The sequence below is a fragment of the Bacteroidota bacterium genome, assembly GCA_018816945.1.
Lineage (GTDB): Bacteria > Bacteroidota > Bacteroidia > Bacteroidales.
Window position 1 is genome coordinate 37,038 of sequence record JAHIVC010000009.1, and the last position, 16,844, is coordinate 53,881.

Here is a 16,844-nt window from a genome sequence, read left to right on the forward strand (position 1 = left end):
TCGAGAAGATGTATCCTACTCTTTTTTTATTAATTGGGTATTAATTCATTATCTGTATCGTCTGCACACCAAGCTGCACAGGCAATTGCAACAGAACCTGCACAACTTGGGCCAATTATAGTACAAACAAAATCACATTCAGGATCATCTGCGCATGCACCCCAAGCATCACCAACACACTCACGAACACAAGTCCACCATGAGCGCTTTAAGGTTAAGTAAAGACTGTTTTTATCTAATTTAAGTGAGAATGTTTGTTCATCAATCTTATCGCAATTTAACAAAAATGCAGTTTCTCCATAGACACTATTATAATTAAAACTTATTATATCACCTATTTCATTGCGTGTAAATAGTTCAATGATAGTAACAAAAGATCCTGTTTCTGTTGTTGTGAAGAGAATATTTCCAAGAATTTTTTCATTAATTGCGGATTGTAAAGAGTAAAATGTAACTCCTTTTTCTTGAGATTGATTAAAATTATTCAAGTCAAGCCCTTTTGCCAGTGATGGATATGTTGACTTCAGGGTTAAAAAGTCATTACTTTTTAAAAAATTGCATAACAGTTTAGGGTATTCGTTTGTATCAGATTGCTCCGTTCCTATTTTTGAGCAAGAACTTAATACTATCATAAAAAATGAAAGTATCAAAAAAAATGGTTTTTTATGGTTTAAACTTTTAATTTGACAATAATTGAATAGTTTTCATCTATCTCGAATTAATACCTGATCAGTTTAATTGTAAAGCAGGATCATAAATGCTATTTATTCAAGCTTAGCGTTTTGTTAAGTTTTATGCTGACCGATAAAACATGCAACCAAAAAGCAGTAACGAATCAAATCAAACTAAATACTAAATATAATTTGGGGAGTATAAAAATTGAAAAATCAATAGGCAAATCACCTGTTAATTCCAATTATCGCTAAAAGGTAACCCTTCTAACTTGGATATATTTTCAATTTAGAATAATTCTCGATAAGCATTTGAAGTACACCAAAGTTTTCATAGGTATACTGCTGAAAAAGAAGATCATAAATATCAAGCACTAATTAGTATTCGCCGTTTTTTCTGACCTGCCCTATGCTTCAACATATCGCTCATTTTTTTCTGAAAAATTGACCTATTAAAATTCTTAAAGAAGCTCCTTTTGCAATAATAAGGGTGGAAATCTTGTAAGCAATCGCAAAGCTTTCAAATGTTGGATTCAAGACAAAAGAACAAATCAATTTTGAACAAACTAATGTTGTGCAAAGTTTTAAACTTAGCACAGCGATGAAATTTCGACATTTGAATGAGTATTTTCTAAAATAATAAAAAACACAAATCCAACAATAGGAATAAACCCTAATAATGATTTAAGAAAACTCTTTTTCAAGCCATAAAAAAGGGTGATCGGAAAGGCCGTAAAAAAGAATGTGATAAAAATGAGAAAAACAATCTCAGACAGGTTCGTGTAAAATTTAAAAGTTTTAATGCCTTCTTCAAAATAAAAAAACAAATTACTAAAAAGGAAGGCAATCAGAAAAAAGATAAAAAATTCTTTGTTTTTTTTCATGCGATTGTAATTTAATTGTTTATTGTCTGCTCTTTATACCATAAAATTAATAATGTCAAGCTAATATTCAATAGATTTTTAAAATGAAATTGGTTATTGAATTTAATGGAATCCTATTCAGCTGAACATTGTTGTGCGAAGTTTAAAACTTCGCACAGCAAATTTAAGTGTAACATTTTGAACAAAGAGTAGTCTTATTTACAAAAACCTTCCAATCATGATAAAAAATTACTTCAAAACCACCTTTCGCATCTTTATGCGCAACAAGGGCTATACTTTTCTGAATATTTTCGGCTTATCAATCGGGATGGCCATAAGTATTATCGGGTTGCTCTATGTGTTTAATGAGCTGAGTTACGACCGTTTTAATAAAAATGCAGATCGGATTCATCGCATTGCAGTGGAAGCCTTATCCGGAACCACAGAAATTTATCAAACTTATACAGCAGCGGCATACACGAAGGCCTTGTATGACGATTTTCCGGAGATTGAAAAAATTACCCGAATTGCTTCCTGGGATTTCGAATTTGAATATCAGGATAAAAATTTTATTGAGAATGAAGTTTTTATTGTCGATTCTACTTTTTTCGACATCTTCACCATTCCTGTCATAGCCGGAAAGCCTGACAGGTTGTTGAACGAACCCAATTGTGTAGTTTTAACTGAAAGTACCGCAAAAAAATATTTTGGCAACGCAAATCCGATCAATCAAATCATTCGAAGTGATACAGTAAGTTATAAGGTAATTGCAGTTGTTCAGGATGTTCCTAAAAATTCACATTTTCATTTCAATATTGCTTTATCATTAATCAGCATTGACGGTTCTTACAATAATCCCGCTTGGTTTGCCAATAATTTCAGGGCTTATATTTTACTTCATAAAAATGTAGATTATAAAGCAGTTGAAGCTAAATTTCCTGCCTTTGTCGACAAATACCTATTTGGTGGTACTTATGCCGAACGTAGTTCGGGAGGAAATAAATGGGAACTTTATTTACAACCACTGCTTTCCATTCATCTGAATTCCGATTTACGGGGAGAATTCGAAGCTAATGGCCGTAAGGAATATGTTAATGTGTTTTTAATTGTATCCATCTTCATCTTACTTATTGCCTGTATCAATTTCATTAATCTTTCAACAGCGAAATCAACCAGAAGGGCAAAAGAGGTTGGGATCAGGAAAGTGATTGGATCGGGCAAACTTGAATTAATAAAACAGTTCATCGGTGAATCGTTAACAACCAGTTTTATTGCTTTAATCTTAGCTCTCGTTTTTGTTGAAATCATTCTTGCACTTTTACCCGAATTTATTGGCCTCGATTTACAAATGCCCTATTTCAGTATAATTTATACCATTCCGGGTTTAATATTTCTGGGCATATTTGTCGGGATCATCTCAGGAATTTATCCTGCAATGGTTTTATCGGCATTTCGCCCAATTGTAGTTTTAAAAGGCACCTTAAGTCAGGGAGGAAAGTCTGCCTGGTTAAGAAATGCCCTGGTTATTTTCCAGTTCATGATATCAGTCATTCTGATTATTGGAACATTTGTCATTTCCAGTCAACTCAATCTTTTACAAAATGAAAATTTAGGTTTCAATAAAGAAGAGGTTATTGTAATCAATAATACCAGTACACTTGGAAATTCTATTCAGGTAGTTAAAAATGAAATTAGTACCCTTCCTTTTGTGCAGAATGTGTCTTTTTCAAGCCGTTTGCCGGGAATTCCATTAAGTAATTGGGGTTGCAGGGCCGAAGGCAGGGAAGGTGGCTTTACTTTAAATTTATTTTATTCGGATGAAGACCTGGATGATGTATTAAATTTAGAATTGACAAAGGGAAGGTATTTCTCAAAAGAATATGGAACAGATACTCTGGCCATCATTATTAATGAAGAAGCTGAAAAATTGATTGGGTTTGATGAAATATTAGGAGCAAGGATAACCTTCGGCAGAAATGTATACCTGCATGTAATTGGGGTGGTAAAAAACATTCATTATGAATCGAAACACCAAAAAATACACCCAATGGCAATTCTTAATAACAATAGCAGAAATAATTTTTCGGGATATTTGACCGTCAGGGTTTCTTCTGATAATGTTGCTCAAATGATCACCGGATTGACCGATATTTGGGATAAACATGCCCAAGGCATACCAATCGATTATAATTTTTTGGATAAACAATATGATGCATTATATGATAATGAGATGCAGACAAAAAAATTATTTTTGGCATTTTCTTTCCTTGCAATTTTTATTGCTTGTTTAGGATTGCTTGGCTTGGCTTCTTACATGGCTCAGCAAAAAACTAAAGAGATCGGAATTAGAAAAACCTTCGGGGCCTCGATGACTAACATTACACTATTGCTATCAAAGAGTTTTTCAAAATGGGTGATTATTGCCAATATTATAGCATGGCCTATTGCTTGGTATTTTTTCAATAATTGGTTAAATAATTTTACGGAAAGAGAAGAACTGGCATGGTGGTATTTTGCACTTGCGGCTGTTATTTCGATTTTTATTGCATTATTAACCATAGGTTATCAAACGATTAGTGCTTCAAAAGCAAATCCCATTGATTCGTTGAGGTACGAATAATTTGGTTTAACTAGTTTATAATTTGATTTTGCTAATCTAGATTTGGAGTGTCCGGACAAGTTGATTAATTAAATTTCTTATTTTAGCTAAGCGTTTTTTAATCATTAAAGATCCTAATTAGCATAAATCAGAGAAGTATTTACTATGATTGAATTCCTAAGTTTTGGCAATAAAAAAGGAGAATAATTTCTTATTCTCCCTTTCAATTTAAGCGGTTCTGTTAAAAATGATGCGCTAACAGCGTATTATAGTATCATTTGTTTGATTCATATTAACACATACGATTAATCATCTGACTCCACGAATCACGATCTTTCACAATAAACTTTAATTCTTTACCTTCTTTGGTAATCAGGCTCAAACCATTCTGGAAAATCATTCGGGTTTTAAAATACATTAATTCGCGAATTTCTTTAGGCTCAATCTCTATGTTTAATCCATTCACTTTATCAGCAAGTTGTTTGAAATAAAGTCGTTGATTTGTTAAAATTAATTTCCCTTTTACCTGATTATCGGTGTTTAAATATTGAGCATTACCTGCTTTGGTAACTACTTCGTTGGCGTATAGTGCAATGGTCATGATATATTCTTTAAATGTGTTTACTTCTGCTAATTATAAAAGCATGAATTATGCCAAATGTTTTAATGTGTTGTAAGAGAGTAATAAAGGAAGGTTTTACCCTATTCATAATAAGGAAGAAATGTACGAATACATTACAATTGTGTACGAAATTATGCAGTATCAGCCAAATAGCAACTTAAAAATATCTTCAATTTTTCGAACAGGAGTGATCTTAATACCCGGATTTTTGATGTCCGGGCCCTTTAAATTATATTTTGAAACAAAAATTTGCTCAAACCCAAGTTTTTCAGCTTCGATGATTCTTTGATCAATACGGTTAACGGGTCGGATTTCACCTGAAAGCCCAACTTCTGCAGCAAAACAATTTTTTTGTTCAATAGGGATGTCTTCGCTTGAAGATAAAACCGCACTAACTACTGCCAGATCGAGAGCAGGGTCATCTACTTTAATCCCACCTGCGATGTTTAAAAATACATCTTTAACACCTAACCTGAATCCACTTCGTTTTTCGAGTACAGCAAGGAGCATATTTAATCTACGCAAGTCAAACCCTGTAGATGAACGTTGAGGTGTACCATAAGCAGCAGAACTTACGAGGGACTGAATCTCAATTAACATGGGCCTGATCCCTTCAATAGTCGATGCAATTGCTACTCCACTTACATTTTCATCTCTTTGTGAAATTAATATTTCGGAAGGATTTGGAACTTCGCGTAAGCCACTGCTCTGCATTTCATAAATCCCAAGTTCGGAAGTTGAACCAAATCTGTTTTTTGTGGATCGTAGTATTCGATAACCATGATTGCGATCTCCTTCAAATTGAAGAACCGTATCAACCATGTGTTCTAATATTTTGGGTCCTGCAAGTTGGCCGTCTTTTGTAATGTGCCCTATTAAAAACACAGGAGTTTGAGTTAATTTCGAATATTTCTGCAATTCGGAAGCACATTCACGAATTTGCGAAATACTACCGGCAGAGGATTCAATATAATCGGTGTGAAGCGTTTGGATTGAATCGATGATCAATACATCCGGTGCTATTTGCTCAATTTGATGAAATATATTTTGGGTTGAGGTTTCGGTCAAAACATATAAATGATCTCCAGTTAACTTAACACGTTCAGCGCGCATTTTGATCTGTTGGCTACTTTCCTCACCGGTTACATATAAAATTTTTTGGGTGTTCATTTTTAGGGCAACCTGGAGCATCAAAGTAGATTTTCCAATCCCCGGTTCACCTCCAATTAGTATTAATGAGCCGGGAACCATTCCACCTCCTAAAACCCGGTTTAATTCTTGATTTTTAGTATCAATTCGATTCCCCGAACTCATTTCAATATCGCTGATCAATTTCGGGCGACTGTTTTCTCGCGAGGCTAATTGAAATGGGAGATTCGTTTTTGTTGATTCTTTTTGAATGATCTCTTCTGCATAGGTGTTCCATTCGCCACAGGAAGGGCAGTTCCCAATCCATTTCGAAGATTGCGAACCACAATTCTGACAATAAAAGGTAGTCTTGGTTTTGGCCATTGAATTATTTTTCTGGAAGATAAAGATAAGAATTTATTAAAGGTCTTTGATCTTGTTTTCAATGATTGTGGTAGAATAACCCGGCAAAAAATCAAGTGTAATGATTTGGCCACCTTTGGCTTTTACAATGTCATGACCAACAATGTCTTCAGCATTATAATCACTTCCCTTTATTAAAACGTCCGGCTTTATTATATTGATCAAATTCCATGGAGTTTCCTCTTCAAATAGGACTATTGCATCAACAAAAAAAAGTGAAGCAAGAATTGAAGCTCTGGAGTTTTCATCGGTAATTGGTCGGTTTGAACCTTTTATCTTTCGAACAGACTTATCGGTATTCAAGCCAATAATCAGAATATCACCAAAGTCTGATGCTTTGGAAAGGTAATCAATATGTCCTAAATGCAGCAGGTCGAAGCAACCATTGGTAAATATTATTTTTCTTTCCTTAAATCTCCAAATATTTAATTGAGATTTTAATTTCCTGGATGAAAATATTTTATTTTGAATGATCTCAGTTTTTTGCATGATCATCAATTTTTTGAGCGCCTACAAGCATAAAATAAGAAAAGGTTCCAACAACAATGAGCATTAAACTTTGTGAGGTGTGAATTAAAGTAGCCCAAGTTGCAGCCATGTCATTGGGAATTTTATAGATTTCGAATAAAACGGCTTTAACGATAAAATGATAGGCGCCTAATCCTCCCGGAACAGGGGCGACCATACCTATGCTTCCAAGGGTAAGAACTGTTATACCATCAATAATTGTCAGATGTGATGTTGCCTCCAGTGAGAAAAATACTACATAGGTCATTAAAAAATACATGCCCCAAATAACCAGGGTGAAAAATAAAAAAGCCGCTCTTCTTTTTAATTTCATTATAGTTTTTAAACCGTCAAGAAACCCCTTAAAGAATTTAGAGCTTTTTATATACAAGTTGGATTGATGAAGCCTGGCTTTAAAAATTTTATATAAAATGGTTACAACAACAATTAAAACGGTTAATGCGATAAGGAAAATCAAAATAACATATAGATTATTCGAAAACTTTGATAATAGGGGTTCGATAATGAGCTTGTTCACAAAGCCGCCAACAATTTCTAATTGAAAAACAACGACAAAAATCATCATTATGATCAATACGATTAAATCAAAAAAACGCTCGGCTACTACGGATCCAAACAGAGAGTCAAATGGAATATTTTCGCGTTTGCTAAGCATGCCGCATCGTGAAACTTCGCCTAAACGCGGCAATGCCAAATTAGCAAAATAGCCAACCATCACAGCATAAAATGTTGTTTTGGTTCTGGTTTTGTAACCCATTGAGTTAATCAGGATATTCCACCTCATAGCTCTCGCTAAGTGACTTATTATCCCCAAAACGAAGGATAGAAGGATCCACCAGTAATTCGCTTTAAATATTTCTTGTATAACATTTCCAACATCAACTTTTCTAAAAACCAACCACAATAGGGTTAACCCTAACATGAAGAATGCTAAAAAGTTGAGGGTAGAAAAAAGTTTCTTTTTCAAAAGCTTATTTTAATTGATTACTAGTGTCGGGGAATAAAATATGGGGTTTGAATTTTTTTGCTTCTTCAAAGTCCATGCTTGCGTACGAAACAATGATAACCTTATCACCTATTTCTGCTTTACGCGCTGCTGCTCCATTTAATGAGATAATACCTGACCCGCGTTGCCCTTTGATTACATACGTATCCAAACGCTCACCATTATTGATATTGTAAATATGAACTCTCTCGTTTTCAATTAGATTAGCAGCATCCATTAAGTTTTCATCAATGGCAATGCTCCCGATATAATTTAGGTCAGCCTGCGTAATAGTTGCCCGGTGTATCTTTGATTTTAATATATCAATTTTCATGAGGCAAAATTATAAAACAATTGTTCAAAAATTAAATATAAATAAAAATTTAGATTTTCAGCCTAATTTAATATTATCTATTAAACGTACATTACCTAAAAATGCTGCAATTAAGGCAACCGAATCCTTTTTAGTTGTAGTTTGAGCATCGAAAGGGAGGAGTGATTTGTTGTTGACAATTGCCAGATACTCAACCTTAATTCCCTCAAGTTGGTTTAAATTTTGAATGGCTTTTTGAATGATCTCAGCAGCATTTTCTCCGTTAAAAGAGTGTTTTATTGAAATTAAACTTTGATAAATTTGAGGGGCAACAGCTCTTTCTTTCTTAGTCAGACGCATATTTCTTGAACTCATCGCCAGACCGTCCTTTTCCCTGATGGTAGGGCAAGGGATGATTTTTACCGGGATATTTTCCATTTCAACCAAACGATGAATGATTGCCAATTGTTGAAAATCTTTCTCTCCAAAGTAGGCGAAGTCGGGTTGAACTATCTCGAATAATTTTTTTACCACAATAGCAACTCCATTAAAGTGTCCGGGCCTGAACTCTCCTTCCAATATTTTATCAAGTTGTCCAAAATCAAACTGTGTCATATCTGGTTCAGGGTAAATTTCAGAAACTTCCGGGATAAAAACCATTTGACATCCGGCCTTTTGTAATTTCTCGCAATCCGATTGCAGATCATGAGGATATTTTTCTAAATCTTCTTTATTGTTAAATTGAATTGGGTTTACAAAAATACTACAGACACAAATGTCGTTTTCGGAAACAGCTTTTCTGATTAATACAAGATGGCCTTCATGCAGAGCACCCATCGTTGGTACAAATCCGATTGACTTGCTTGCAGCACGTTCTTTATTCAGGGCATTTTTTAGGGCACTTATCTGTTGAATACGAATCATTTAGGAAGCGTTTGTTTTTAATAAAAGTTTTATTGTTCCTTTTGAAGAATTTTAAGTAAATCCATTTCTAGGGAAATTTTTGGATTTTCAACAATTCTGCCAATCTCATTGTCGTTTTTATAAATAATGAAGGTTGGAACATACTTTATTTTAAGATCGTCAATACTTAATTCATGGGATTTTTTTAATCGATCAACTGCGATAATCGTAAGATTTAAATCATCAAAGCCGATCTCATCAAGTACTTTTATAAATCTTGGAACTTGTATTTCACTATCATAACACCAAGATCCGAAAACAAGTTTAATAGTGATATTTTCAAGATGATTTTTTAATTTTGTAATTGTATAAATGTCGGAGTTATATCCAGCATATTGAAAGTTAAAAGCCACACCAAATGTTCCTTCTTTAAGTCCATCCCGATTACATTGGTCGATCAGGATTTCGCTCCCAACCCTTTTGTCAATGTATTTTTCATTGAACTCTTGCGCAAAAATACTATTCATATTTATGACGATAAATAAGCAATAAATAAAGATCCGTTTCATAATTTATAGGTTTTAGAAGAACAAATATAACGATATACTGCTTGAAATTTAAAAATTTTATTATACATTTGTTAAGTTCTATAAACAATTTAATTAAGGGTACTTAAAATGGATGTTTCTTCTACCGTCGAGAAATTTTTAAAAACGATTTATAATTTAGAGTTACGCCATCAAAAAGCATCGGGTTCGAACATGGCATCAAAGTTGAATATTTCACCAGCTGCAATAACAGATATGGCAATCAAGCTTGCCGGGCAGGACCTTATTAATTATCAGAAACATAAAAGTATTACACTTACCCCAAAAGGGAAAAAAATCGCATTATTAGCATCCCGAAAACATCGGCTTTGGGAAACATTTTTACATCGAACATTGAGCCTTAATCTGGATGAGATTCATGTGGAAGCCGAGCTAATTGAAGGCTATACATCTGAATTTTTATTAGGAAAAATTGATGAATATTTAGGATTTCCGGAACATGATCCTCATGGAGACCCAATACCTGATAAAAAGGGGGTCTTACCTGAGGAACAAGATTTTTCCCCTTTAAACAAAAGTAAACCCGGATCCTATCAAATTGAGCGACTTTATTTTGAAAGCGATGAATTGAATGATTTTTTCACGGAATACGAATTTAAGGTTGGTGATATTCTTGAATTGGTATTGATTTTCAAAATGGATAATGCATTACTTATTAAAAGAAATAAAGTGACCATGGTGATCAGCGAAAATATTGGATCAAAAATGCTGGTGAGCAAATTAAGCGAATAATAAGTTAGCAAAAGATCTGATTCTTACCTGATAATATTATTTTTATTATAACCTAACTATTTCGGAATATTCATTTAACATCATTTATTCATTATTTGGAATCAAACTAAATAATTAATTATCTTTGCAGTTGATAAACGAATTAATTGTTGGTTAAACTATTACAGATGAAAAAAATTGGAATATTCTATGGATCTTCAACAGGCAATACAGAAGTAATTGCTGATAAAATCCAACAAATGTTCGGCGAAGAACATGCTGATGTATTCAATATTGATGCCGTAGAAAAGAGCGAAATTGAGCCATACCAATATCTAATCTTTGGAACTTCAACTTGGGGTTTAGGTGACATGCAGGATGATTGGGAAGAATTTATGGATGAATTAAAAACAATAGATCTTTCAAAAAAGAAAGTGGCCTTATTTGGTCTTGGCGATCAGGAAGTTTATTCAGGAAGCTTTGTTAATGGAATGGGTGAATTGTTTGAACAGATCTCAAAAAGAACAAAAATCGTTGGCCATTGGCCCATTGATGATTATGATTTCGTGGCATCAAAAGCCTTGAAGAATGGTAAATTTGTTGGCTTGGCCATCGATTTTGATAATGGGCAAAAGAAAGTTGATGAATACATTGAAAAATGGGTAAAACAGCTTAAAGAAGAATTTAAAGGTTAAATTAAAGGCTGCAAATATGCAGCCTTTATCTTTAAGTTTTGAATATTATATTGTGTTCAAGAAGTTTTAGGCTCTGTTGTAATGACCATATCTTGTTTTTTCCCATCCATCCTAATTAGTAGCGGGTTTTTAAAGCGGATATGTTTAAAGTACTTGGTTTGATTGACAACTTCTTGTTTTTTAAATAAATCTTTGTTTATAAAACTTGTCGAAAATTCTTGCTGAATGGAGTAATACCCAACATTCATTGCGGTTACATTATGAAAAAAATGTGAACCGGAAGAACCATCCAATGGATAATCTTGTAAGCTGGTTTCAATAATGACAGCAGCATTCGAAATTTGAGGCCAACGAACTGGAATTCCAATCCATCGATCCCGAGTCCCCCATCTTCCGGGACCGATTAAAACATATTTACGATTTTCATTGATCATCTTCCTGTTTAGCTGATCAATTTCATCCACCATCGCTGAAGTTTGATTTTTATCAAATGTAGTTTCATCAACATAAATGATATCATCAATATGCTTTAAAAGTCCATTTCCCATTCCCTTTTCTGCATAAATCAGGATGTCTTCATTATTAATATTGTCAATATTAAATTCGAAATCATGGGCATTGGCAATAAGGGGTTTGATTTGTAATAAGTAGAACGATGCTTTATTATTTTCGTCTTTTCTTAAATCTACTGCATATTCAATTTCAACCGGCGATCCCAAGGCTTCCTGCACTACATCAAGAACAGTCTCAATGGTTTTAGCTAATGGGATGTAATTGTATTTTAAAATGTTGGCAAAATTAATAATTCGAGGACCTGGCCTGTCGATACCCGGATAAATAGAATTGTTGTCTGCATCATAAACAGAGGCACAATGGGTAATATTCTTGTGCTTTTCAGCTAAATCAATATCCAGATAGGAAAGTCCAGCCGTATCGCCTTCGAGCAGGTTCAAATCTTTTTTCCCGAGGTCAACTGCATAAAATTTCAACTGAGAATTTTTAAACTGATCCTTAGGTGAATTAATTTCTGTTTGTGGATATTTGGGCGAGAAACGATAGGCTTTCTCTCCTTCAACCACATACTTACCTAAACCTACTGCAGCAACAGCAAAGCCTTCTTCAGGTTTCATATGCCCGAAGGGATAGTAATTATATGATTGCGCCACTCCTGAAATATGCGGATAGTAGTAATCACCATATGTATTTCCAACTACTTCCTGTAATATGATGGCCATTTTTTCATCTTCAATTTTATAATTTACAGCTTCAATATAGGCCATAGCAATCGGCGAATAAATAGAAGCATATACCAATTTGATTGCATTCATGGTTTGTTCAAGACGAATATTGATGTCAGGATGATTATTGGGCAGTAAAAAAGTGTCAAAAATTCCTGCAAAAGGCTGCATTAACGAATCTTCAAATAATCCTGAGGATCTGACTGCTATTGGGTTTGTGATTTTGCGAAGTATAATTTTTAATCTTTTTGTTAAAGTTTCACTAAGACTACTTTGTATGAATATTTTTTTGACACTTTCATAATCAACACCGGAAATCAGAATCTCCCTTAGGTTATTCTTTTCAATAAACCGCTCAAATTCATTGGTTCCAATAACTGAGGTTTTGGGTGAACGAATATTGATATCTGAAACATGTTTTGAGAAATTATAATTATAGATCAATGAATTAATGAAAGCTAATCCTCTTCCTTTTCCGCCCAGAGATCCGTTTGATAAGCTTACGATATTTGATTCATCAAGGATCGCACCTTCATCAAATGGGATGATTTTACCTTTATTCTGTTCATTTCTAAACTTTTGTAATACATCGATTAAAACTTCCCTCAGGTTTTCTGCATCTTTAAAATCAGTTACTTTATGAGGACGTAAAACTTTCGCGGCTTGTATTTCACCACGGGCCATCAACCACAATGAGAAGTGGTCTTTTTCTGCATGATATAGAAGCGTTTCTGCAGAAATCGTTTTTAACTGAGCTTCAAATTCTTTTAGTGAATGAGCAATTCCGATTTGAGCTCCCTTTTTATCACGGTAAATAAAATTACCAAAACCAAGATAATAGGTTATGAAACTTTGAAAATCAAGTAGTAATGTTTCAGAATTTTTATTGATAAATGTTGACTTCAGATCATATGCTTTTTTTGCATTGGACTGATCTGATGATTGGATAATGATGGGAATATTGCTAATTCTATTTTTTATATATTTGGTCAATTCAAATCCGGCATTTGAGTTTTCTTCACCGTCTTTAGAATAGCTTACATCCGTAATTAAGCAAAGCAGATTGTCCTTAAATTTATTAATAATCTCAATGGCACCTTCATAGGTAGAAACTAATAGGATTTTTGGCCGAGCCCTCATTCGAAGCACTTTAAATAAGTCATCGGTGCTCACATCGTCAATTATACGTTTGGTTTGTTCCATTACTATTTGGTAAAGTAATGGCAGATAACGCGAATAAAATATTGGTGAATCTTCAACAAGTAAAATAATTCGCACCATTCCAATTTGAGTATCATTTTCAGCATTGATCATATCTTCAACTAATTTGATCATAGAGAAGAAGATTCTGGAATCGCCATTCCAAACAAAGGTGCGATCGATACTGATGGTGTTTTTGGTGATTCGCTCGTAAAATTCGATATCGCTATTATTGTTTAATAAAACAAAAATTGGAATATAAGGGAATGATTTTTTAATCTGTTTACTCAAATTTGGCGGAGTTACCCTATCCACCCCAACCATCAAAATAATTAAATCAAAGTGTTTCGAGTTTAATTGTTCAAAAGCTTCTTCGCTTGACGAAACCCCGGTTATTCTGGGAACGGAAGTCAAATTTAATTGATGATATTCACCCAATACGTGCTCAGAAAATTTTCCTTCTTTTTCAATGCTATATGCATCATATAAATTGGCAATCAATAAAATCTCTTTTACCTTAAATGGCATTAAGTCATGATAGATGTCACGATTAACATTGCTTTTGTTCAGGAACTTTTGCAATAGTTTCCGACCCGAAATAGGTGATTGAAGAGTGGGTTTTATTTCTTCTGATGGCGCTTTACCAGTTTTAGACAGTAATTGTTTGGCCTTTAAACTATTGATATATCCGATAATTAAATTGGAGATATTTATGATCAGGTGCCTTTCTTCTTCCAAAAAGGGTCCCTCATCAAAATCAGGGAATTTTTTCGAATAAAATACCTCAATATTCCCTTTCTGACCATCTACGCTTTCAAAATCTTGAATTTGAACCCATTTTGTCTTCTTAAAGCCGGGAGAGGTGCATTGTTCATCCGCGTAAGTTATTCTAACAGATGTGAATTCAGGGTATTGATATGCCCTGGGTAATATGAGGCAGATTTGCTGTAAGGTTTCGTTAATTGGCTTTCCGGCCTTTAAAATCTCAGTAGTTTGATTAATGGCCGCAAGTTCCTTTAGTCGCTCAATATTTTCCTTCTTTAATCTCTGATATCCATTATTTGATCCTGAAACTATCATAATTCGTTTGTTTTATACAAAACTAAATGAAAATGTTTTGAAATTTAATTTTACAATGTATTTAATTAGGCATTTCTTCAGAAGATTATTAATTTCGCATGCGGTTAAACCAGCGTATCAGGTTAGATGTCAAAAATCAGTATATTCATTGTTGACGACCATCAGGTTGTTTGTGACGGGATTAAAGCCTTATTATCTGACGCAGATGATATTGAGGTTCTTGGCACGGCCAGCAATATCGACAATTTAATTTCCAAAACAAAAGAAACAGCTGTTCATATTTGCCTGATTAACATTTATGATCCCACTGATGCTGAGATAGAAAATATCCGGAAAGTAAAAAAAGAACTGCCCAACATGAACCTGCTTATCCTTTCGATGAATAAAAGCAAGAGTTTTATTTTGAAAACTCTGAAGGCAGGAGCAAGAGGATATTTGACAAAAGACACCAATCGTAGTGAATTGATCGAAGCCATATATACCATTCGTGGAGGTTATGATTATTATGCAAAATCAATTGCGAATATTGTTCTTAATAATTATTTGAAAGAAACAGATGTTGCCCATCAATTAATCGATCAACAGGAAAACAGTTTATCAACCCGAGAAATAGAAGTACTGGAATTGTTCGGACAAAGTCTTACTAACAAAGAAATTGCTGACACTTTATTTATTAGTGTCCGAACCGTTGAATCGCACAAAAATAATGTGATGAAAAAACTGAATCTGAGAACAACTGTTGACCTTGTCAAATTTGCCATCTCAAACAATATTATCAAGATTTAATCAGTGAGCCTATGATTTTGATTCCCAAAATCATTTAGCCGAACTCCTGCCAGACGTTATATCCGCCGAAGGAGGGCATGCTGGGATCCCGAGCGATAGTCGAGGGATCTCATGGGTTTAATTCCCAGAAGCTTGCTCCGGAAGAAAGGGTTCAGGACTAGCACTGGAGTTTAATATCATTGATTCATCACGTCCAATACCTTATCTCATTCAAAGAATATTTATGTTGAACACTTCAGTAGTCAGTTCTCCGCTTATGACAGTTACTGGATCAACCTTAAAAATAATGCTATCACCGATATTAACCGTGACATAATAACGTGTGGTTTCGGGCATTGTAAAATCACTATCCAAAGGAACGGGAACATCATTTTTGTAGAAATTTCCAATAGAGTCAGTTGTTAGTTTAAATGAAATAGCTGAAGTGAGATTCGTAAAAAAAATATTTGCATCTCTAATTCGATTAACCCTATTGGTCGAAACATAACCTTCAATTCGGGCATTTGGTATTGGAAGATGCTCGAGAGAAAAGTTGAACTCATGATTTGTATGCTCATAAATATAAATTGCTTGTTCAAATAGGTCTGCAACAGCTGAATTTATTTCAACCTTATATTTTGCGTAATCAATGGCAGCTTCCTTAAACTGATTATTTGCTAAAATTTGGGCAGAAGAGGAGGCTTGACCTTTGTTACTGTTTGTTCCCGGAAGATTTGACATGTGGCTGATTTTACCTGAAATAATCCCGGTTAACGTCTCTACATAAAAAATATAAGTTCCGGTTTTTACATAAGCTCCTTTCCAATGCCCTTCAAAAGAATTGTTAATAGGGTTAAAATTTAGTTTAACTTTTTCAATCAACTTGCCATTTATATCTACAATATTACCTTGTTTCGAAATGTCAAGTTTTGTTTTTATAACAATTCCGTGATCGGACCCGGTTCCATTATTTGAGATATAAACTTGGGTTCTTGCATTTTGGTCAATCAGTAAATCAGCAATACCAACATAATTGTTAACGATGGGCAAGCTATCAATTAAAAGTTCGCCATTATGATTTGTGAATCCATTGTAAATAAGTTTTGAAGTTTGACTCACGCTATCCAATAACATGAATTTAATCTCTGCATTTGGTAAAGGAAATCCCTGAATATTTGTCCGAGTAATTATTTGTCCCGAATAAAGTGTATCGGAAGAACTGGCACTTTTAAGAAAGTTGATTTCATCAGGAATCATAGTTCCATTTAGCATTACTAAAGAGAATAAAAGTAATATGGAGATTAACATTAAAGTTCTTGGTTTTTCATTCTTCTTCATGCCACTTATAGTTTTTTGGATACAATAATCGATTTCTACGCTAAAAATACCTTAATGTTCACATCCATAGTTGTCAAGCTAAAAAAACGTCCTAAAAACTGCCATAACATTGCAAAACTGCCTTTGCGTGTTTTACTGATTTTGATACGTGAACCACCGAAATTAGTCCTTAAA

Annotated in this window: 15 protein-coding genes; 4 read left to right on the forward strand and 11 right to left on the reverse strand. The window is 34.0% G+C overall.

Annotated features, from left to right (window positions below):
* Positions 1–29: 29 nt before the first annotated feature.
* Entirely contained in the window at positions 30–632 is a 603-nt protein-coding gene (locus KKG99_01245; protein MBU1011604.1) for a hypothetical protein, read from the reverse strand.
* Between the two features lie 629 nt (positions 633–1,261).
* Positions 1,262–1,555, reverse strand: a complete 294-nt coding sequence (locus tag KKG99_01250) for a hypothetical protein (protein ID MBU1011605.1) — start codon at positions 1,553–1,555, stop codon at positions 1,262–1,264.
* Positions 1,556–1,772: 217 nt separating this feature from the next.
* Here KKG99_01250 and KKG99_01255 point away from each other — a divergent pair, with 217 nt between their 5' ends.
* Complete coding sequence (locus tag KKG99_01255) at positions 1,773–4,154, forward strand: ABC transporter permease (GenBank protein ID MBU1011606.1); 2,382 nt, start codon at positions 1,773–1,775, stop codon at positions 4,152–4,154.
* Positions 4,155–4,425: 271 nt separating this feature from the next.
* Here the strand turns inward: KKG99_01255 and KKG99_01260 are convergent, their stop codons facing one another.
* From KKG99_01260 to KKG99_01290, 7 genes are all read right to left on the reverse strand, one after another.
* Entirely contained in the window at positions 4,426–4,734 is a 309-nt protein-coding gene (locus KKG99_01260) for a hypothetical protein (GenBank protein MBU1011607.1), read from the reverse strand.
* 162 nt (positions 4,735–4,896) lie between these two features.
* Entirely contained in the window at positions 4,897–6,267 is a 1,371-nt protein-coding gene (gene radA, locus KKG99_01265; protein MBU1011608.1) for a DNA repair protein RadA, read from the reverse strand.
* A 36-nt stretch (positions 6,268–6,303) separates the two neighbouring features.
* Entirely contained in the window at positions 6,304–6,795 is a 492-nt protein-coding gene (rfaE2, locus tag KKG99_01270; GenBank protein MBU1011609.1) for a D-glycero-beta-D-manno-heptose 1-phosphate adenylyltransferase, read from the reverse strand.
* On the reverse strand, positions 6,782–7,801 hold the full coding sequence (locus KKG99_01275; protein ID MBU1011610.1) for a flippase-like domain-containing protein: 1,020 nt from the start codon (positions 7,799–7,801) through the stop codon (positions 6,782–6,784). The genes rfaE2 and KKG99_01275 overlap by 14 nt, the downstream gene beginning before the upstream one ends.
* A gap of 4 nt (positions 7,802–7,805) precedes the next feature.
* Positions 7,806–8,153, reverse strand: coding sequence for an aspartate 1-decarboxylase (locus KKG99_01280; GenBank protein ID MBU1011611.1), 348 nt, complete (start codon positions 8,151–8,153; stop codon positions 7,806–7,808).
* Between the two features lie 57 nt (positions 8,154–8,210).
* Positions 8,211–9,056: a pantoate--beta-alanine ligase gene (panC, locus tag KKG99_01285; protein MBU1011612.1), complete on the reverse strand. Its 846-nt coding sequence runs from the start codon at positions 9,054–9,056 to the stop codon at positions 8,211–8,213.
* A gap of 29 nt (positions 9,057–9,085) precedes the next feature.
* Complete coding sequence (locus KKG99_01290) at positions 9,086–9,604, reverse strand: thioredoxin family protein (GenBank protein MBU1011613.1); 519 nt, start codon at positions 9,602–9,604, stop codon at positions 9,086–9,088.
* 108 nt (positions 9,605–9,712) lie between these two features.
* Between KKG99_01290 and KKG99_01295 the strand changes: the two genes are divergently transcribed.
* Positions 9,713–10,375: a metal-dependent transcriptional regulator gene (locus tag KKG99_01295; GenBank protein ID MBU1011614.1), complete on the forward strand. Its 663-nt coding sequence runs from the start codon at positions 9,713–9,715 to the stop codon at positions 10,373–10,375.
* A gap of 167 nt (positions 10,376–10,542) precedes the next feature.
* Entirely contained in the window at positions 10,543–11,049 is a 507-nt protein-coding gene (locus KKG99_01300; protein MBU1011615.1) for a flavodoxin, read from the forward strand.
* Between the two features lie 56 nt (positions 11,050–11,105).
* On the opposite strand, the gene KKG99_01305 is transcribed toward KKG99_01300, so the two are convergent.
* Positions 11,106–14,015 (reverse strand): pyruvate, phosphate dikinase, encoded by a 2,910-nt coding sequence (locus KKG99_01305; GenBank protein MBU1011616.1) that lies wholly within the window; start codon positions 14,013–14,015, stop codon positions 11,106–11,108.
* Positions 14,016–14,693: 678 nt separating this feature from the next.
* Here KKG99_01305 and KKG99_01310 point away from each other — a divergent pair.
* Positions 14,694–15,353 carry a response regulator transcription factor gene (locus KKG99_01310; GenBank protein ID MBU1011617.1) on the forward strand — a complete coding sequence of 220 codons (660 nt, stop codon included), beginning with the start codon at positions 14,694–14,696 and terminating at the stop codon, positions 15,351–15,353.
* Positions 15,354–15,563: 210 nt separating this feature from the next.
* Here KKG99_01310 and KKG99_01315 read toward each other — a convergent pair whose 3' ends face one another.
* Positions 15,564–16,670, reverse strand: coding sequence for a hypothetical protein (locus KKG99_01315; GenBank protein MBU1011618.1), 1,107 nt, complete (start codon positions 16,668–16,670; stop codon positions 15,564–15,566).
* Between the last annotated feature and the right edge of the window lie 174 nt (positions 16,671–16,844).

Coding starts and splice junctions, on each gene's coding strand:
- KKG99_01245 (MBU1011604.1), bottom strand. CDS start 632: ATGATAGTATTAAGTTCTTGCTCAAAAATAGGAACGGAGCAATCTGAT.
- KKG99_01250 (MBU1011605.1), bottom strand. CDS start 1,555: ATGAAAAAAAACAAAGAATTTTTTATCTTTTTTCTGATTGCCTTCCTT.
- KKG99_01255 (MBU1011606.1), top strand. CDS start 1,773: ATGATAAAAAATTACTTCAAAACCACCTTTCGCATCTTTATGCGCAAC.
- KKG99_01260 (MBU1011607.1), bottom strand. CDS start 4,734: ATGACCATTGCACTATACGCCAACGAAGTAGTTACCAAAGCAGGTAAT.
- radA (MBU1011608.1), bottom strand. CDS start 6,267: ATGGCCAAAACCAAGACTACCTTTTATTGTCAGAATTGTGGTTCGCAA.
- rfaE2 (MBU1011609.1), bottom strand. CDS start 6,795: ATGCAAAAAACTGAGATCATTCAAAATAAAATATTTTCATCCAGGAAA.
- KKG99_01280 (MBU1011611.1), bottom strand. CDS start 8,153: ATGAAAATTGATATATTAAAATCAAAGATACACCGGGCAACTATTACG.
- panC (MBU1011612.1), bottom strand. CDS start 9,056: ATGATTCGTATTCAACAGATAAGTGCCCTAAAAAATGCCCTGAATAAA.
- KKG99_01290 (MBU1011613.1), bottom strand. CDS start 9,604: ATGAAACGGATCTTTATTTATTGCTTATTTATCGTCATAAATATGAAT.
- KKG99_01295 (MBU1011614.1), top strand. CDS start 9,713: ATGGATGTTTCTTCTACCGTCGAGAAATTTTTAAAAACGATTTATAAT.
- KKG99_01300 (MBU1011615.1), top strand. CDS start 10,543: ATGAAAAAAATTGGAATATTCTATGGATCTTCAACAGGCAATACAGAA.
- KKG99_01305 (MBU1011616.1), bottom strand. CDS start 14,015: ATGCCATTTAAGGTAAAAGAGATTTTATTGATTGCCAATTTATATGAT.
- KKG99_01310 (MBU1011617.1), top strand. CDS start 14,694: ATGTCAAAAATCAGTATATTCATTGTTGACGACCATCAGGTTGTTTGT.
- KKG99_01315 (MBU1011618.1), bottom strand. CDS start 16,670: ATGAAGAAGAATGAAAAACCAAGAACTTTAATGTTAATCTCCATATTA.